The following is a 19,272-nucleotide window of genomic DNA, read 5'->3' as shown; positions in this document are numbered from 1 at the left end:
TTTACTCAATAGAAAAACTTTTATTGTACTGGTTGGGTGGGGAAGGCACCTGGTTGTACGGCTACGTTAAGATTCTGTCCATTGCGACGTAATTCTAAGCGCAAATCACCCCCGACTTGGCTATTTTCTACTACCTTTTGGACACTGCTGGCATCTGTGACTGTTTGCCCGCCGAGCTTTTGGATAACATCACCAGCCCGTATCCCTGCTTTAGCAGCTGGTGAATTTGGCACAACTTTCACAACTAATACACCTTTATCTTCACTTACACTCAAACCACTATTAGGATCTGAGTTGATGTTTTGTTTTAGCTGAGGCGTTAACCCTACCATCTGAATTCCCAAATAAGGATGTTCTACTTTGCCTGTAGCTATTAGTTGGCTGGAAATGCGTTGTGCTGTATTGATGGGAATAGCAAAACCTAATCCTTGTGCCCCTTGGATAATGGCTGTATTCATGGCAATTACCTCACCACGATAATTTAGCAAGGGGCCACCAGAGTTACCGGGATTAATGGCTGCATCAGTTTGAATATACTCTACTCGTTTATCGGGAGCGCCTATTAAATTGCTACTTCGTCCAGTAGCACTGATAATTCCGGTAGTTACTGTATTATCTAGTCCAAGTGGGTTGCCGATCGCGATCGCCCATTCTCCAGGTTGCAGTTTATCTGAGTTACCCAATGCTACTAAAGGCAGATTGTCCGCCTGAATCTTGACAACAGCAACATCAGTCAAGTCATCTTTTCCTAAAACCTTTCCTTTAAAGCTACGTCCATCCTTAAGTGTTACTGTTACCGTGTCAGCACCATCAACTACGTGAGCATTAGTGAGAATACGACCATCAGCACTAATAATAAAACCTGAACCAGTACCCCGTTCTACGCGATTCTGTTGTTGTGGCATTTGAGAGCCAAAGAAGCGTTGGAAAAATGGATCGTTAAATTCATCTGGTCTCTGGGTTTTTACTGTTCGGGAAGAATCAATTCGCACTACAGCCGGCCCAACCCTTTGTACCACCTTGGTAACAAAGTTAGGATCTGTGGCAGCTGGTAATGGAGGAGCAGCATTTACTCGACTCACAGCCAAATTAGATGCATTTTCAGACACCATCTGAGGGTGTCCAGCCATATAGCCGCCTGCAAATGTCATACCCGATCCCAGCAGCACCAGCGATAGAGAGGCGGCAGCCTTTTTCCAGGGTGCTCGATTATGGTATTTGACATCAGCAGTGTTAGATAAAATGCTATTTGATGGGTGTTCTCCATCACGAGATTGGTTTTGCATTGCTGTCTGGAAGGATATTTAGATGTATTACTAATGTAGATATGATTTGTGACAGTTTTGTTGCGGAGGTATTGCGTTGTTGTGAAAGCTTTGGTATTTTATTAAACCGTTTTGAAATATACTCATTCGTAGGGACACACAGTTGTCATGCGTGTAAACTTAGAGCCAGAGAAATTTATAATCGCTAATTTAAGGTTAACTTGACTGCGTGTTTCTGTACCATGCCTGAAGGAATAAAAATGCCACAGGGGAAAATCTTATTGAAACCTGGCACTTTATGGACAAGTGTTAAAGAACGGACTAATCATGCTTTGCAATGTGGGGCGCTACTGTCGATACCGACAGAATTTGAATTTGTCGAACAGGATGGCGTGCGCTTTTTGGTGCGGATTTTGTCTAATCTGAATCGCAAAAAAGCAGCTAAGGAGAAACAAGAAAAACAATCTGTTCTCTCTGGTGAAGAGTTTAACCCTTTTTTGCCTTATGAAGAAGATTTATTTGTGGCAGATATCTCCGATACTCATGTATGTATCTTCAATAAATACAATGTTGTCGATTATCACCTGCTGATCGTTACCCGTGCCTTCGAGGAACAGGAAAGTTTGCTGAATTTGGAAGATTTTGCCGCTATGTGGGCGTGTTTAGCTGATTTTAATGGTTTAGCATTTTACAACAGTGGCAAAAGCGCAGGTGCTAGTCAGCGACACAAACACTTGCAATTAGTACCACTACCCCTTGCATCTTCAGGGTTACAGATACCTATTGAACCTTTACTGACAGCAGCACAATTTCAAGACTCGAAGGCAACTTTAACAAAGCTTCCTTTTGTACACGCTTTTGCGCCACTAAATCCTGATTGGATGCGATCGCCATTCACAGCAGCCGAAGGAACACTAGAAGTTTATCGCACTTTGCTAGGGACTGTGGGTTTAGATACAAGGCAATGTGGTGCTTACAACCTGCTAGCAACACGAGAATGGATGTTAATCGTACCGCGAAGGCAGGAGCATTTCCAATCTATCTCTGTGAATTCATTAGGATTCGCTGGTGCTTTGCTAGTGCGAAACGCAGCAGAAATGGAGATTCTCAAAGCCCAAGGGCCGATGACCATTCTCAAAAACGTTGCTATATCTTAATCAAGTTGGTACGATGTCCGTGTTAAAAAGTTATTTGGGTAGTTACCCTGAAGTGCCTGGGTAAAAGATTTGGGTCTTGGGAATCAGGACTCCTGCCCTTGAAGGGAAGTCAGACCAATAGAACTAAAGAGTCCTGGAGGTTATTCCCGATAAATTGGGAAGCCTCATCGTATAATATAGCGGGGTAGTTAACTATAATGCTCTTACTATGAGCATCTACCAATTCCTCAAAAAATCTTATACACAACCTCGTCGGCGTGAAAATGACTGGCGGTTGTTTTTGCGTTTAGTGCCTTATGCCCGTCGTAGCGGACGACTGTTAACGCTGTCGATGTGCCTACTTGTACCGCTTGCACTAGCTAATGCCATACAACCTCTGTTGATTGGCCAAATTATCTCCCTAATTCGCAATGAACCAAGCACTTACGAATTTCTCAAAAATCGCCCCTTGTCCCAAGGGCTAAATATTCTGGAGGGATTGTTGTTCGTTGCGATCGCAATCCGATTGTTTTTGACAGGCTACCAGGGTTATTTAGTACAGAAGCTAGGGCAAGAAATCACCGTAGCAATTCGCCAAGACTTATTCCAACACGTAACATCCCTAGCAGTACGCTTTTTTGATCGCACACCTGTAGGTAAATTAATCACCAGAATTACTAGCGATGTGGAAGTATTAGGCGATGTCTTTTCTACTGGGGCAATTGGCATCGTATCTAATTTGTTTTCCATGCTGGTGATCTTGGGTTTAATGTTTTCCATCCAATGGCAACTCACTTGCTTGTTGCTATTGATGCTGTTACCAGTTACCTGGTTAATTGTTTACATTCAGCAACGGTACCGCAAAGCTAATTACAAAGGGCGGGAAGAACTTTCTATATTGAACTCACAGTTACAAGAAAATGTCCTTGGCATTAACGTAGTGCAGTTATTTCGCAGAGAAAAATTTAATTCCGAATTGTTTCGCGCCACCAACAGCCACTACACTCAGCAAATGGATCGAACCATCTTTTATGATTCATTTATTTCAGCAACCTTAGAATGGATTGGGCTGATTGCGATCGCAGCTGTTTTGTACATGGGTAGTTCGTTACTCTCAGGAAAAAGTTTAGCTTTTGGGACTTTATCTGCATTTATCTTGTATGCCCAGCGATTATTTGACCCTTTAAGAGATTTTGCCGAAAAATTTACAGTCATTCAAGCTGGTTTTACCGCCATTGAACGCGTAGGCGATATATTAGATGAACCGATAGAAATCCGCGATCGCGCCAATGTGCGCTTTTCAATATTTGATGCTAAATTCGGCTACATAGACGAGATCGTTGCAAATCTAGAATCCCCAGATATAACTTCCCCACCTGAACTTGGCGAGATTCGCTTCGATCGTGTCTGGTTTGCTTACAAAAATGATGATTATGTAATTAAAGACTTAGATTTTACCATTCGTGCTGGTGAAAAAGTGGCCTTAGTCGGCCCCACAGGTGCGGGTAAAACTTCGATCATCCGGCTTCTGTGCCGCCTCTACGAACCCACCCAAGGACGCATTCTCATCGATGGCGTAGATATTCGAGAAGTCCCACAGGCAGAACTGCGGCGCTATATGGCAGTGATTTTACAAGATGGCTTTTTGTTTGCAGGCGATGTTAAAAGCAACATTTCTTTAGGAGATGGCTATACCATTGAACAGATTCAACAAGCAGCAGAGCAAACCAATATTGCCCAGTTTATAGAAGAACTACCCCAAGGTTATGATACTCAACTTCGAGAACGGGGCACAAATATTTCTAGTGGTCAAAAACAACTTTTAGCCTTTGCACGGGCTGCCATTCGCGATCCCCAAATTTTAGTATTAGATGAAGCTACCGCTAGTTTAGATGTTGGCACAGAAGCTTTAGTTCAAGAGGCATTAAACCAGCTATTGCTCAGACGTACTGCTATTATTATCGCTCACCGCCTCTCTACAATTCGCAATGTAGACCGGATTTTTGTTTTGAAGCGTGGCGAATTAATCGAACAGGGAAGTCACGATCAACTACTGAAACAAGGAGGGCTTTATGCCACTTTGCATAACTTACAGATGTTGGGAACCTAATAAATAGGTAGGAAAAAATTAAGATGAATAGTTGCGTGAGCTAGGTATTGACTCTGTGCCTACGGTACGGCACGTTGGCGCGGCGAACGAGCGTCATAAACCGTCGTAGACATCGCATAACCTCAAGAGATGCTGGGAATAATAATTTTGGGACATCAGCACCAAAAATTCCATGAAACAGCAAAAAAATCAGTTCAGCCATCTTACTGCGATCGAAAGAAGTTATCTATCATTTCCTGCACAGTTTTTATTAAATCAAAACCTTCTCCAAGGCAAAATACTAGACTTTGGTTGTGGCTTTGGTAATGATGTTAAGATATTACGCCGAAAAGGTTGTAATATTACAGGCTATGACCCTTATTATTTTCCAGAATATCCTGATACTAAATTTGATACAATAATTTGCTTTTATGTTTTAAATGTTTTATTTACTGAAGAACAAACTAATGTTCTTATGGAAGTATCACACTTATTAAAACCAGGAGGGAAGGCTTATTATGCTGTAAGAAGGGATCTTAAAAAAGAAGGATTTCGAGAACATTATGTCCATAAAAAGGCTACTTATCAGTGTATTGTAAAACTTCCCTTTACTTCAGTTTGCTTAGATGAATATCGGGAATTATATGAGTATGTTCACTATAATCATCAGCGAAATTCATCTAATTATTGTATATTCTGTAATCCCCATAAAACTCTTAAATTAGTAACTGAATCAGCAACTGCTTATGCTATTTTTGATGGCTATCCTATAAGTAAAGGACACGTTTTAGTTATTCCCAAACGTCATGTTAGCAGTTATTTTGAACTACCATTGAAAGAGCAATCTGCTTGCTGGTTTATGGTGAATAAAGTACAAGAAATTCTCAAAGCAGAATTTGAACCTGATGGCTTTAATATAGGAATGAATATCAATCGAGCCGCCGGTCAAAATATTATGCACGCCAGTATTCATATTATCCCTCGCTACAAAGGTGATACTGTCTCTAATAAAAGTGGAATCAGGAATGTTATTCCCAAAAAACAATAGTTTTTCTCTAAGAATTCATGAGCCAGAATTACAATACTTCTCGTTAACTGCTGTATGTTCCGTCATTGCGAGCAAAGTGAACCAATCCCAGAGACTTTGTGATTGCTTCGCTTCGCTCGCAATGACAGACATCTTAATATTTAATTATGCCTACCTACTTAACCCAGATTATCTGGATCTATTCCTAGCGCTCTTAATTGTTCTGTCAATTGTTGCACCCGTTCTTCTGCTTGTTGAGCGCGTTGTGTCTCTTGTTTTACTTGTTCTGCGGGCGTGAGATAACGTTGTCCTTGTTCATCATACCAATACATCCATTCCCGCGTTACACCGCAATAATTTCCTCTTTCGCAACCAATTCCTAAGCCAATCTCTGGTAGCCAAACGGGATTTCCCTCTTGTAATTCATACTTACCATTAACTAACTTATGTACTTCCAGATGCGGTTTGCGGCGGCGGCGAGAGGAATAAATCACGTAATAAAGTACACCCAAAGCCTCATATTCATCCAGTTTAGTAGTGTATTCCTTGCGATAATTTTGAGAAACTACTTCTAGGACGAAAATCGGTACAACATTTTCATCCCACAGCACATAACTGGGACGCAACTCTTCATCATAAAACCGCTCTACCCCTAAGCTCAAAAACCCATCTGGTACAATGGCCGGTTTATCGGGGTGATAATAAACACCCATATCTATGGCAAATAGCCAGTCCATGCGTTCTGCCCAAAGTATCAGCAGGATCGCCTTTAGCAAACCTGGTATCAATTCTTGCAGTTCATTATCCACAGGTGTTTCGTCAGAGTCTGGTAGCTCCTCGGCTGAGGGCAAGTACCTTGGCAAGTTGTACTCTAACATGGCTGGTTTCCCCAAAACTCAAAGGATATTTGGCTCACCAGAATTATAGCGATTTCTCCGCAACTATATCAAAAGTTGCCCTCCAGTCAAGAATGCAAGCGTTTCTGCCACACGAAGGTGATAAAATTTTGGTGACTCTTAACTATTAATAAATATATAAGTGCTTAGTGTTATTAATGTTTTATATTTAGCGACAGGGTGGCGCAAATAGCCACTCATGTTCAAAATACTTAGGAGGCAGTACCCATCGCGAAGAACTCACCCTTCGATCCGATCGCCACGTAGCGTCAGTAAAGGTTAAGTTGATATTCAAACAAATAATTTTGCTGAATTGCGACAGATAAAGACTAAACTAAAAAGTCTTGTGCAGCAAAACCTGTAGCTTTAAATGAAGTAATCATGTCTAAGGTTCTTGTCTCAGATTCTATTGACCAAGCTGGAATTGACATTCTTTCGCAAGTTGCTACCGTTGATGTCAAACTAGGTCTAAAACCAGCCCAACTGCTCGAAATTATTGGTGAATATGATGCGCTGATGATTCGCTCTAGTACGCGGGTAACTCAAGAAATCATTGAAGCCGGCACTCAACTAAAAATCATCGGTCGTGCTGGCGTGGGTGTGGATAATGTGGATGTCCCGGCTGCCACACGTCGGGGAATTGTGGTAGTCAATTCTCCAGAGGGAAATACAATTGCCGCCGCAGAACATGCACTAGCAATGATTTTGGCTTTGTCTCGCCACATCCCCGATGCTAACGCCTCGGTGAAACGCGGTGCATGGGATCGCAATAGCTTTGTCGGCGCGGAAGTCTACAAAAAAACTCTCGGCGTTGTCGGTTTGGGTAAAATTGGCTCCCATGTTGCGGCTGTAGCTAAGACAATGGGGATGAAACTCCTAGCTTATGACCCTTTTATTTCTACAGAACGAGCCGAACAAATTGGCTGTCAGTTGGTGGAGTTAGATTTACTTTTCCAGCAAGCAGACTATATCACCCTGCACATCCCCAAAACCCCAGAAACCACCCACTTAATCAATGCCACAACTCTGGCAAAGATGAAACCCACAGCCCGGATTATCAACTGCGCTCGTGGTGGGATCATTGATGAAGTAGCTTTAGCAGCAGCTTTAAAAGCAGGTAAGATTGGGGGTGCAGCCTTAGATGTGTTCGAGTCTGAACCACTGGGTGAATCGGAATTGCGATCGCTAGGCAAAGAAGTTATCCTCACCCCCCACTTGGGAGCCTCTACCGCAGAAGCTCAAGTGAATGTGGCTATTGATGTTGCCGAACAAATTCGGGATGTCCTTTTAGGATTACCAGCCCGTTCAGCCGTCAACATTCCCGGACTCGGCCCCGACGTGTTGGAAGAACTCAAACCCTACATGCAACTAGCAGAAACTCTAGGTAATCTGGTAGGACAGCTAGCTGGCGGACGGGTGGAAGTACTCAATATTCGACTGCAAGGAGAACTCGCGACCAACAAAAGTCAGCCTTTGATAGTAGCTGCCCTCAAAGGATTACTTTACCAAGCTCTGCGGGAACGGGTAAATTACGTCAATGCCAGCATAGAAGCCAAAGAACGCGGAATTCGGGTAATTGAAACCCGCGATGCTTCTATCAGAGACTATGCCGGAACGCTTCATCTAGAAGCCACAGGTACTTTAGGTACTCATTCTGTCACAGGTGCTTTGCTGGGTGAACGGGAAATCCACCTGACTGATGTTGATGGTTTCCCCATTAACGTCCCACCTAGCAAATATATGCTGTTTACCCTGCACCGCGATATGCCGGGGATTATCGGCAAACTTGGTTCATTACTCGGCAGTTTCAATGTGAATATTGCCAGTATGCAAGTAGGTCGTAAAATCGTCCGTGGTGATGCGGTAATGGCTCTGAGTATAGATGACCCTTTACCTGAAGGCATTTTGGATGAGATTATAAAAGTCCCTGGTATTCGGGACGCGTATACAGTAACACTTTAGGAGTCAGGAGTCAGGAGCCAGGAGTCAAAAGAAATAATTCCTCCTGACTCTTGAATTCTGACTCCTGAATTCTGAAAGATGGCAAACACCTGGTGGGAACTACAGATTTTATGTGAGCCAGACCTAGAAGATTCGATCTTTTGGCGACTGGAAGATTTTGGCTGTCGTGGGACAGCTAGTGAAAATAAGGGAAATTCATTTTTAGTCAAGGCTTATTTATCCACAATTCAAACACAGCTACTAGATTTGGCAGCGCTGTCACTGTGGCTGCGTCAAGATGCCCTTTGTGTAGGACTTTCATCTCCTTCGCTGCAATGGCAGTTAATTGATGAGGAAGACTGGGCAACTAGCTGGAAACAATATTGGCATCCGCAAGAAATAGGCGATCGCTTCTTAATTAATCCCGCTTGGCTACCATTACCAGAAATAACGGAACGGTTAGTGATTCGTCTTGACCCAGGTGTAGCATTTGGTACGGGCAACCATGCCACCACCCAGTTATGTTTGGAATCCCTGGAAATGCGGCTAAGTGGAGTTTCTCAATCCTTTGTGGGTAATAGTGGGAAACATGAACACCTGATAATTGCGGATATTGGCTGTGGTTCTGGTATCCTTTCCATTGGAGCGCTGCTACTGGGAGCAGAGAAAGTCTATGCAGTAGATAACGATCCTTTGGCGGTGCAATCAACTATCAGTAATGGTGTCCTGAATGACATTGGCTCAGAACGTTTACTACCTGCACTGGGAAGTGTAGACGTTTTGACAAAACTGATTGAGAAACCAGTGGACGGTATTGTATGCAATATTTTGGCTAATGTGATTATTGAGTTGATTCCAGAAATGAGTGCGATCGCTAAACCTGAAACTTGGGCGATCTTCAGTGGTATTTTACTAGAACAATCTAAAGCTGTTGCTGACGCTTTAGAAAAACATGGTTGGGTCGTAGCTACCCTGTGGAAACGAAAAGAATGGTGTTGCTTGAATGTACGGCGTTCTTAACCTACGGAAAAATACACACTGGAGGGGCAATATATAAATTGCCCCTGCCTGAAAATGAAAGTTTCAGCTATTCGACTTAAGTATAAGTAATCAAGCAATCTGAAGTGACATAATATAGCGGTTCTCAGTTAAGTGAGGTACAAGAACCCCACCCCCAACCCCCTCCCCGCAAGCGATGAGGGGACTATGATGTAACTCATGTGATTAGGAAACGCTATATATAAATTACCCACTATTGACTTTTGAAACCAGCGATGAAAGAACGGCTACAAATCCACAAAAAAGCTGACTCATCCGCTTCTAAGTCAGAACAAAGTCAGTTGCGATGTTTTACGCCTACGCAACTGTTAACTAATCACTCTCAACTTGGCTCCCACAAGCCTATAGTACAGGCAAAATTAGAGAATCAGAAATTTCAACAGGATCGGTTTGAGGCAACAAAACTCCAAATTCAAGCCAAGCACGGCACTATCACGCCAGAAGGACAAGAACGACTCACTGTATTACAAGCAAAGATGAATGAGTCGTTGCAGCAAGGAAAGAAACACTCTGCCCAATTTGGTCATAACATTGACAAAATGGCGATAAAACGTGCCGATACTGTCTCACTAGCACAAATGCAACCCCTCCTAGAACCACTAATACAGCCAAAACTCACTATTGGTCAACAAGGAGATCGGTATGAGCAAGAAGCGGATAGAGTAGCTACTTCTGTAGTTAGCCAAATTAATCTACCTACTCTGCAAACCCAGGAAGGAGAGCAAAGGAACCTACCAGGTAGCAGAAACGAACAAACAAGCCCTGAAGAAATATTAGCAGCAAATAACTCAGCAGATAAAAAACAAAAATTTTTACAAGATTACTCACTAGCCAAAACACTAGTAAATGGCATAGATGACACATTGCCAGAAGATAAAATTCTGGAACAACTATTCAAAAACTTTGCAAACATCCAATTTCAATACACAATGGTGAGCAAGAGTCCAGAAACTCTCTTGAAAGGCTCTCCAGAAGGAGATTGTCAAACATTAGCTCGGACTTTTAAAAAGGTTGCAGAAGAATATTTTGGCATCGAAAAAATAACAGTTGAAAGCATTGCTAAACCTTTTTTAAGTGAAGCTGGAGTTACACCATACCAAGGTAAAAAACCTAATTGTGATGATGGTAAGCGGTGGTTTTTCCAAAATCATTATTGGGCTACTTGGAATGGTAAAGTTTACGATGTTTTATTCCTAAGCCATAAACGAACTGAAGCAGATATGGCAAAACAGGTGCAACCACTTACATCTATGCTGATGCCTGAGCAAGAGTACTATGAAACAGAAAAAGGGAAAATTGTATATCCAATTGTGAATAAGTACTCAACTGTAGAAATTAGTATATTTGAGAAGCTGAAAAACTTTGTTAATAATCTTGGGAGATTTTTCTCGGATAATATGAGTGCGATAATAAATAAAATTCAGTCTTTATTAGCCAAAGGTGGAAACAACACTAGTGGTTTTGATTCTTTAATAAGAGAACTAGAAAAAAATAAAACTAGTACTACAATCTCGAACAATCAAAATCAATAATTCCAGACTAACTCATTTGTACAATGATTACAACAAGGCAACCACTCTGCCCCTTGGATCGCCAGTATATCCTTTAAAATTGCTATTTCTTATTTTTCCATCTAAAATAGATAATTTTTAATTAATATAGGACTCCTATAGCGTTTCCTAATCATACAAGGTACATCATAGCCCCCTCATCGCTTGCGGGGAGGGGGTTGGGGGTGGGGTTCTTGTACCTCACTCAACTGAGAACCGCTATATTTGATTTTTGAATAAGACTAAGAGAAAATACTGAAAGAGGTAGAATTGTTTTTGTGAAGTCGTTTTTTGTTCTAAACTTTGATTATTTACTCAACTTTAATCAAACTGCTAACGCGATATTGCTTAACTGCTTTTAGTTGCATTTCTTTGGCTGAATTCAATGCACTTATGACTCGATCGCAAGCTTCAACTCTGGCTTTGTAAGCACCTAATAGACTCTTATCTGGAACTGCAAAATCAATCTGAACTTCTGCCCAATCTTCATCCTCTCCTTGAGAGACTTCTTGTTTTGCCACGACTTGTCCACTTTTCAAGTAATTGAGCCAAGTCCAACCTAATTGCATCCAAATTTCGCGTTCGGCAATTTGCTCAAATTTGCTTAAACCTGCCCATCCTCGGTAGAACTGACGCAAACCAGAAACCGAACCATTTCTATTTACCAGTAAATTAAGGGCTTCTGGTTCTAAATGTCCCCAGAAACACCCTTGGGGTAAGTCAGCTAAAGTGGGGGCAAATTGATGACCACCAAAGTGAGTGGTTTGCCAAACTCTTAACTTTCCCTGAGAAACTGGAGCATATTCTTTACGTAATCGCCGATATATAGGATTGCCAAATCTACCACAGGCAAGGTCAACTTGAGCATGAGTGCAAACCATAAGTTCACGAATGTGACTCGTTTGTTGCTCATACTCCTGAAACTGTGATAAATCGTTGGGCTGTTGCATCAACTGTTTGAGTATTGCTGTTACTAGAACAGTTGCTTTTTCTTCTGGAACAACAAACTCCTGTTTCTCAAACTGAGAAAATAATTTGGCAGGACGATAGTAGTACAACACACGGGTAAAGCCAGGGTGAGAGTACTCGCTATCAGGGGCAATTAACATTGGTCGGATGTTGATTCCCTGCTCCTCAACCTCTTGGAACAAACTTATTAATGGCTTGATTGTTGGATTTTCATAAAAAATTTCTTGCGGCCAAGGTTGGGGAATTTCCATAATCAGCCAATAGTCATAAGTTCCTGCCGTACCAATTGGATCTTCTCCACTAGCTTTAGAAACTAATGAGCAAAAACGACAATCTGTAAGGGAAAATTGATCGGTTTGTTGAGTTTGCATATTGGTAAATAAGTTGTCTGATCTCAGTAAAAAAATATTAATTAATACTACTTAAAAGCTGTTGCGAGCGCTCTTGGCGTGGACGCTGACCAAGCATTACTATTTTCAAGCCGCTAGCAGGGGGATAGTTAACACCTATAGCTTTAGGTTTTTCTACTTTTTGATGTGCTAATGCTAATTGATAGCGTGAGAGAATTGTTGCTAATACTAGTTTCATTTCAACAAGTGCTAATAACTCACCTGGGCAACGACGAGCGCCACCACCAAATGGGAGAAATTCATAGGGAGAATATTCTTTTTCTAGAAACCGTTCTGGTCTGAATTGCTTTGGTTGTGGATATAAATCCTCGCGTTGATGAGTTAAATATATACATCCTCTAACTACTGTACCTGGGTCTAATTTGTAGCCCATTACTTCAATTGGTGATTCTACAAGTCGAGGAAATGTAATAACCTGAGTTGGATAAATTCGTAGAGATTCATTACAAACCGCACTTAAATAAGGTAATGTGATAATCTTCGCAGGGTCTAGAGATTCACCAAGGCTATCAAGTTCTTCTAATAATCGTTCACGAACACCAGGTGTACTGTGAATCCAGTACAAAGCCCAACTGATAGCAGTGGCTGATGCATCTTGACCACCAAATAGTAATGATGGAAATAAATCTCGGATATATTCATAGGCCATTGGTTGACCCGTTTCATCACAAGCAGACACTAATTCTGATAATACGTCGGTACGCAAAGGGTCTACTTGTTGGCGACACTCTTCAATTTCAGCGTGGAGTAGCTTATCAAATTGCCGTTGTAGATAAAGCCAATATCCCCAAGGACTCCATCGACCCAAATCCCTTTTGAGAAAAGGATAAGACAGAGATATATCTAGCCAGCGAGAACGAGCATAACTTATAAGCTTAGAAAACAGTTCTCGGAATTGCTCATAACGCTCCCCCTCATGCAATCCAAACAATGATGGCAAAACTACTTCTAGGGTAATCTTTTGCATAGTCGGGTAAGCAAGAAAAGATTTACCTACAGCTAGTTGACTCATTACCTTTTCTGTTGTTTTACAGATATGCTGACCGTAAGCTTGTGTTTGAGTTTGGCGCATAGGCGACATCAACAACTTACGGCGATTTCTATGGGGTAATCCATCTAAGGCCAGCAATCCGTTACTGCCAACAATAGATGCTCCATCTTGATTTAACTTACCAGAGGCTGTAATCTCCTTACTATTGGTAAAAATTTGCTTCATCCCTTCCGGGTTGCTGACTATGACCATTGGTGTGGAATCAGCCATAATAGTAAAAATATCACCATAGCGATCGCTCATAGCATCCATGAAGCGAAGAGGATCGGTTTCAAATTGATAAGCAAGCAATAAAGCTGGAGTTTTTGGGCCTTCGGGTAGTTTCATTAGGATTGCGTTAAAATTTACTAAACTGAACTAAAAACCGATAATTTTGACTGTTCCTGATGTTTACGCCGTCCATGCAGGATCATATTTACACCACTAGCAGGGGAGCAAATAAGACCGCCAAACTTGGGGCGTTCTGGTCGTTTACTTACTAGTTCTAATTGATAGCGTGAAATAATTGTTGCTAATACAAGCTTCATTTCAAATAAGGCAAAACTTCCGCCAATACAAACACGAGAGCCACCCCCAAAAGGGAGAAATTCATAAGGAGAGAACTGTTTTTCTAAAAAGCGTTCAGGCTTAAATTCTTTTGGTTCTGGGTATAAATCTTCGCGTTGATGCGTTGAATAAATATTACTAATAAGTACTGTGCCGGGATGTAATTCGTAGCCCATCACTTCAACAGGAGATTCTACTAACCGGGGAAATGCAAACAACTGAGTTGGATAAATTCGCAAAGCTTCGTTGCAAACAGCGCTTAGATAAGGTAGTGCAATAATGCTCATCGGGTCTGGATTTTCACCAAGGCTATCAAGTTCCTCAAGCAGTCGTTTGTGAATAGCAGGTAAACGGTGAATCCAATATAGTGACCAACTAATTGCAGTTGCTGAAGCATCTTGAGCCGCGAATATGGGTGATAGAAGTAGATCACGCACCTCTTCATTACTTAAGGGTTCACCTGTTTCATCATGAGCAAATATTAAATCAGAAAGCATGTCAGTGCGTGAAGAATCAGCCACTCGGCGACGTTCTTTAACTTCCGAATATAGCAATTCAAAAATCTTCTCTCGAAGATGAAGCATATATCCTTGGGGACTCCACCGACCTAAATCTTGGTTTAGTAAAGGTAATTTTGATATAAATTGAAATAGTTTAGATTGCTCCAATTGAAACATCGAAACAAATAAATGTTTGATTTTGTCATGAATTTCGCCTTCACGTAATCCCAACACAACCTCTATACCTATTGGCAGAGTGATTTCTTCTATGATTGGATAAGCTACAAAAGGCTTCCCAATCATTTGTTGATTCATAATTTTTTCTGTAAGTTCGCAAATACGTTGTCCACAGGCTTGCATTCGCGTTCCATGAAAAGCCTGCATTAGTAACTTCCGCCGATTTTTATGAATTAAGCCATCTAGTTGAAGAACTCCTTGATTTCCTGTGAATAAAGCGAAATCTTGATTCAATTTCCCAGAAGCTGTAATTTCTTTAGTATTGCTAAAAATTTGCTTATTACCTAAAGGATTACTAACATAAACTATGGGTGTAGAACCAAGCGTTATCATTACTATGTCACCATAGCGTTTGAAAATGGCATCCATATAGGCAAAGGGATTAGCCTCAAATTGTAGATATAGTAACCAAGAAGGAGTTCTGGGTTTTGGAGGTAGTTTCATTAGTATTTGTTACTCACATTGTTTACAATAGATTTCACACAAAATTCTCGATACAACTTCTGAGATTTTTAGCTAGGTCTTGAATATAAGGTTCAACAAACATCGAGAAATGATCGCCTGTAACTTCAATTACTTCTATAGGTTGCTGAGAAAATTTACCCCAGCCTAGAAATGGATCGTCAGTATTCCATTCTGAACTTTCAAAATCATGAATTATAGCTTCATTCGCTCTAAATAAAGTCATTTTTCCAGAATAAATCTGTGGAACATAATTTCGCATCGCTTGGACATGAGCTTTGAAAACTTTATAATGACGGAGAAAATCTTTAATTTCTGTATCGCTAAAAATGAAGTTTGCTTTTTTATTAATCAAATGAAGTTGCTCATTTAGTGGTATATCTCGAAGTTCCTCAAAAGGTACTGAAAAGTCTACATCATTATCGGTTTTCATTGATTCAGCTATGCGGAGTAAAAATTTGGCATCATCATCTTCTGTAAATTCAATGTGTGTTTCTGATAGTATGGCATCGATAATAACTAATAAACTTACAGTTTCACCCTGGCTTTGTAATTGCTGGGCTATTTCAAAAGCAAGTACACCGCCATAACAATGGCCACCTAAAAGATAAGGGCCATTTGGTTGGACTTGACGAATCTCTTTGAGGTAACGAATTGCTGTCTCTTCCACTGAAATAATTTCTAGTTGGTTTTGCTCTTGAGTATCCTCTAATGCATAAAATTGATAATCTTCACCAAGTCTTCTGGATAAGTTAAAGTAGTGACTAATACCTCCACCAGCACCATGCATACAGAAGAAAGGTATCTTAGAACCAGAAGAGTTAATTGCAACTAAAGGAGAGTTAGAACTCTGACGGGATGGCTGACTGACAATGTTTGCTAGCTGTTCAATTGTGGGGTTTTCAAAAAGAGTGGATAGAGGAAGATTATGCTCGAATCTGTCGTGAATTTGAGCCATCAAACGTACAGCTAAAAATGAGTGGCCACCTAAGTCGAAAAAGCTATCTGTTACCCCAATCGGGTTAGTATTTAGGATATTTTCCCAAAGTTTTACTAATGATAATTCTGTAAAATTGCGAGGAGCAACGAAGTTTCGAGTAGTATTTGAGTGAATAACTTTGTTATTTGTCAGAGAACGCTTATCTACTTTACCATTTGGTGTAAGTGGTAGCTCATCCAGTACAACGAAGGCAGAAGGTAGCATATAATTAGGCAATTTCTGTTGCAAATAAGGTAATATTTGTACAGATATATCTGGTTTATTTGTTACCAAATATGCAATCAAACGCGGATTACCTTGAGGATCGTTGCTGGTAATTACAACAGATTCTTGGACATCTGGATGTTGTGTAATAACAGTGCCAATTTCGCCTAATTCTACTCGAAAACCTCTAATTTTTACTTGTTCATCATTGCGACCCAAATATTCAAGATTACCATCTTTAAGATGACGAACTAAATCACCTGTTTTATAAAGCTTTGTTCCTGAAATAAAGGGATTATCAATAAACTTTTCGTGGGTTAATTCAGGACGGTGTAAATAACCCATTGCCAATCCATCGCCACCAATGTACAGTTCACCAACACATCCCAAAGGTGTTGGTTTTAAGTAGCGAGTCAACACATAGACTTGGGTATTGTCAATAGGGCGACCGATAGGGATACTATTTCCTTGTTCGGGGAATAAACTGGTGTTATAATAAGTGGCATTTGCAGAAACTTCCGATGAGCCGTAAAGGTTGATTAGTTTGGCAAATGGCATGAACTCTCGAAAAGTTTGAGCTAATCTGACTGATAGTGCTTCTCCACTAGTTATCCAAAGTTTTAGCTGCGATAATTTATTAGTTAAATGACTGTAATTATCTAGAAATAAGCGCAGTAATGAGGGAACAAGTATTATCCGGGTAACTTTGTGATGCGCTAAAGTTTCTATAAATAATTGTGAGTCTAGTACAGTTGCATCATTAATAATTACAAGTGGAATTCCCCTAAGTAAAGGAGCAAAAATTTCCCAAATAGAATCTACAAAACTAATAGCTGTTTTCTGACAACAAACCTCTTCTGAAGTGAAAGGGTAAGTTTTCCAGAGCCAGTGTAAGCCATTTATTGTACCGCGATGAGTGCCAAGAACGCCTTTAGGAGTACCAGTTGAGCCTGAAGTATAGATAATATAGGCTAAATTACCAGCAGTGTTAGTGGGATTTTCTTGACTTTCTTGAGAAATTTCATCTTTGTGGATATCTAAGCAAACGGTTTTAGCTGAAGATAATGATAGTTTTTCTAATATTTGTTGTTGGGTAATTAGCACCGATGCTTGAGAATCGGAGAGCATAAAGCTTAGACGTTCAACTGGATAAGTAGAATCAAGGGGAATATATGCACCACTCGCTTTGAGAACGGCTAAAATTCCCACCACCATATCTATGGAACGTTCCAGACAGATAGCAACGAGGGTTTCATTCTTGACACCCTGTTTTTGTAAGTAATGTGCAAGCTGATTAATTCTGTGGTTAAGTTGACGATAAGTAAGTTTCTCAGATTGGCTAGTTAATGCTAGAGAATCCGGTGTTAGTTGAACTTGTTCCTCAAATAATTGATGGAGAGATACATGTTGAGGATAATCAACATGAGTTTGATTAAACTTAAATAATAGTTGTTCTTGCTCAAAAGCTGTTAATAGGGATAACTCACTCAAACGTTGCTCAGGATTGGCAACGATATTTGCCAACACAGTTTGGAAATTATTGATGAATTGGGTAATCGTTGTTGAATCAAAAATATCTGTATTGTACTCCAAACATCCCGTTAATCCCTCTTGGAATTCAGACATCGATAAGAAAATATCTAGTTGAGCCGTACCGCTATCAAATTCCAAAGTACGCAAAGTTAAACCAGACACTTCTTGCACAGTTGTTGGAGTATTTTGCAGTACAAACATGACTTCATAAAGGGGATTCCGGCTTAAGTCGCGTTCGGGCTGCAATTTTTCTACTAGCATCTCGAAGGGCAAATCTTGATGTGCATAAGCATCAAGAGTTACTTCACGCACTCGATGGAGAAATTGCCCAAATGTAGGATTATCACTGAGGTTATTACGTAATATCAAAGTATTCACAAATAAGCCCAGCATCCCTTCTAATTCGGCTCGGTTGCGGTTCGCAATTGGAGAACCAATTAAAATGTCTTCTTGGTCTGTGTAGCGATTTAATAATATATTAAATGCTGCCAGCAAACTCATAAATAATGTAGCGTCTGCTTGCTGGCTTAATTGTTTCAATGCATCAGTTAGAGATTTTGATAATGTAAAATATTGCTTGGAACCAGTAAAAGATGTAACGGTAGGCCGTGGACGATCTGTAGGTAATTGTAGTATGGGTAGCTCACCCTGAAGTTGTCGCTGCCAATAATTTAGTTGAGTTGCAAGGAATTCACCTTGAATGCGATCGCGTTGCCAAATTGCAAAATCCGCATACTGTATGGTAAGTTCAGGTAAGGGAGAGGGCTGATTTGTAGAGAACGCAGCGTACAGCGTTGACAACTCCCGCAGGAACACATCACAAGACCATCCATCTGTAATAATGTGATGCATGGTAACAAGCAAAACATGTTCTTCTTGACTTAAGCGCAGTAAAGTTGCTCTGACTAAAAGTTCTTTAGCTAAATTAAAGAGTTTCTTTGCTGAATCTGCTACAAGTTGCTTAACCTCAGATTCCCAATTTTGACCGGATAAATGTTCAAGATTAATGATAGGTAAACCCAAAGTGGATTGAGCTACAATCTTTTGCGATGGTTCTCCATTTATAATCTGAAAATTTGTCCGCCAAACTTCGTGACGATTGATAATTTCATTCAAACTTTGGTGAAGTGCTGTAATATTCAGTTTTCCTTTGATATGGAAAGCAATAGGAATATTGTAGAAAGAACTCCCGTGGTAAAGTTGGTCAATAAACCATAGCCTTTGTTGAGAAAAAGATAAGGGAATATTTTGAGATGTTTGGCGTTTGGGAATAGTATCAGTTTTAAATTTTCCTCCCTTCCATTTTTCTAGAAGGGCTTTTTTCGCAGGTGATAAATTAGAAGATTGTTTATCCATTAGTAATGATTATTTGTGAACTGCTTCAATCTAGAGGGGGG

12 protein-coding genes are annotated in these 19,272 nt (G+C 40.5%); 6 read left to right on the top strand and 6 right to left on the bottom strand.

Annotated elements, in window-relative coordinates:
• Positions 1-20: 20 nt before the first annotated feature.
• Entirely contained in the window at positions 21-1,286 is a 1,266-nt protein-coding gene (locus V7K55_RS16855) for an HhoA/HhoB/HtrA family serine endopeptidase (protein WP_334833217.1), read from the bottom strand.
• 239 nt (positions 1,287-1,525) lie between these two features.
• On the opposite strand from V7K55_RS16855, the gene V7K55_RS16850 reads away from it, so the two are divergent.
• From V7K55_RS16850 to V7K55_RS16840, 3 genes are all read left to right on the top strand, one after another.
• Complete coding sequence (locus V7K55_RS16850) at positions 1,526-2,422, top strand: ATP adenylyltransferase family protein (RefSeq protein ID WP_334833215.1); 897 nt, start codon at positions 1,526-1,528, stop codon at positions 2,420-2,422.
• A 208-nt stretch (positions 2,423-2,630) separates the two neighbouring features.
• Positions 2,631-4,511, top strand: a complete 1,881-nt coding sequence (locus tag V7K55_RS16845; RefSeq protein WP_334833213.1) for an ABC transporter ATP-binding protein — start codon at positions 2,631-2,633, stop codon at positions 4,509-4,511.
• 172 nt (positions 4,512-4,683) lie between these two features.
• On the top strand, positions 4,684-5,538 hold the full coding sequence (locus V7K55_RS16840; RefSeq protein ID WP_334833211.1) for an HIT family protein: 855 nt from the start codon (positions 4,684-4,686) through the stop codon (positions 5,536-5,538).
• A 158-nt stretch (positions 5,539-5,696) separates the two neighbouring features.
• Here the strand turns inward: V7K55_RS16840 and V7K55_RS16835 are convergent, their stop codons facing one another.
• Positions 5,697-6,395, bottom strand: coding sequence for a Uma2 family endonuclease (locus V7K55_RS16835; protein WP_334833209.1), 699 nt, complete (start codon positions 6,393-6,395; stop codon positions 5,697-5,699).
• A gap of 399 nt (positions 6,396-6,794) precedes the next feature.
• On the opposite strand from V7K55_RS16835, the gene serA reads away from it, so the two are divergent.
• From serA to V7K55_RS16820, 3 genes are all read left to right on the top strand, one after another.
• On the top strand, positions 6,795-8,375 hold the full coding sequence (gene serA / locus V7K55_RS16830; protein WP_334833207.1) for a phosphoglycerate dehydrogenase: 1,581 nt from the start codon (positions 6,795-6,797) through the stop codon (positions 8,373-8,375).
• A 78-nt stretch (positions 8,376-8,453) separates the two neighbouring features.
• On the top strand, positions 8,454-9,374 hold the full coding sequence (prmA, locus tag V7K55_RS16825; protein WP_334833205.1) for a 50S ribosomal protein L11 methyltransferase: 921 nt from the start codon (positions 8,454-8,456) through the stop codon (positions 9,372-9,374).
• Positions 9,375-9,628: 254 nt separating this feature from the next.
• A complete protein-coding gene (locus tag V7K55_RS16820) occupies positions 9,629-10,945 on the top strand; it encodes a hypothetical protein (RefSeq protein ID WP_334833203.1) in 1,317 nt (438 codons plus the stop codon).
• A 329-nt stretch (positions 10,946-11,274) separates the two neighbouring features.
• Here V7K55_RS16820 and V7K55_RS16815 read toward each other — a convergent pair whose 3' ends face one another.
• From V7K55_RS16815 to V7K55_RS16800, 4 genes are read right to left on the bottom strand one after another with little or no spacing between them, the layout of a single operon-like run.
• On the bottom strand, positions 11,275-12,303 hold the full coding sequence (locus V7K55_RS16815) for a sucrase ferredoxin (RefSeq protein WP_334833201.1): 1,029 nt from the start codon (positions 12,301-12,303) through the stop codon (positions 11,275-11,277).
• Between the two features lie 37 nt (positions 12,304-12,340).
• Entirely contained in the window at positions 12,341-13,720 is a 1,380-nt protein-coding gene (locus tag V7K55_RS16810) for a cytochrome P450 (protein WP_334833199.1), read from the bottom strand.
• Between the two features lie 20 nt (positions 13,721-13,740).
• Positions 13,741-15,120 carry a cytochrome P450 gene (locus tag V7K55_RS16805; protein WP_334833197.1) on the bottom strand — a complete coding sequence of 460 codons (1,380 nt, stop codon included), beginning with the start codon at positions 15,118-15,120 and terminating at the stop codon, positions 13,741-13,743.
• Positions 15,121-15,154: 34 nt separating this feature from the next.
• Positions 15,155-19,231: an amino acid adenylation domain-containing protein gene (locus V7K55_RS16800; protein ID WP_334833195.1), complete on the bottom strand. Its 4,077-nt coding sequence runs from the start codon at positions 19,229-19,231 to the stop codon at positions 15,155-15,157.
• Positions 19,232-19,272 lie beyond the last annotated feature (41 nt).

Source organism: Nostoc sp., from assembly GCF_036919895.1.
GTDB lineage: Bacteria > Cyanobacteriota > Cyanobacteriia > Cyanobacteriales > Nostocaceae > Nostoc.
This window is presented reverse-complemented; position numbering and strand designations above follow the sequence as displayed.

Coding starts and splice junctions, on each gene's coding strand:
- V7K55_RS16855 (WP_334833217.1), bottom strand. CDS start 1,286: ATGCAAAACCAATCTCGTGATGGAGAACACCCATCAAATAGCATTTTA.
- V7K55_RS16850 (WP_334833215.1), top strand. CDS start 1,526: ATGCCACAGGGGAAAATCTTATTGAAACCTGGCACTTTATGGACAAGT.
- V7K55_RS16845 (WP_334833213.1), top strand. CDS start 2,631: ATGAGCATCTACCAATTCCTCAAAAAATCTTATACACAACCTCGTCGG.
- V7K55_RS16840 (WP_334833211.1), top strand. CDS start 4,684: ATGAAACAGCAAAAAAATCAGTTCAGCCATCTTACTGCGATCGAAAGA.
- V7K55_RS16835 (WP_334833209.1), bottom strand. CDS start 6,395: ATGTTAGAGTACAACTTGCCAAGGTACTTGCCCTCAGCCGAGGAGCTA.
- serA (WP_334833207.1), top strand. CDS start 6,795: ATGTCTAAGGTTCTTGTCTCAGATTCTATTGACCAAGCTGGAATTGAC.
- prmA (WP_334833205.1), top strand. CDS start 8,454: ATGGCAAACACCTGGTGGGAACTACAGATTTTATGTGAGCCAGACCTA.
- V7K55_RS16820 (WP_334833203.1), top strand. CDS start 9,629: ATGAAAGAACGGCTACAAATCCACAAAAAAGCTGACTCATCCGCTTCT.
- V7K55_RS16815 (WP_334833201.1), bottom strand. CDS start 12,303: ATGCAAACTCAACAAACCGATCAATTTTCCCTTACAGATTGTCGTTTT.
- V7K55_RS16810 (WP_334833199.1), bottom strand. CDS start 13,720: ATGAAACTACCCGAAGGCCCAAAAACTCCAGCTTTATTGCTTGCTTAT.
- V7K55_RS16805 (WP_334833197.1), bottom strand. CDS start 15,120: ATGAAACTACCTCCAAAACCCAGAACTCCTTCTTGGTTACTATATCTA.
- V7K55_RS16800 (WP_334833195.1), bottom strand. CDS start 19,231: ATGGATAAACAATCTTCTAATTTATCACCTGCGAAAAAAGCCCTTCTA.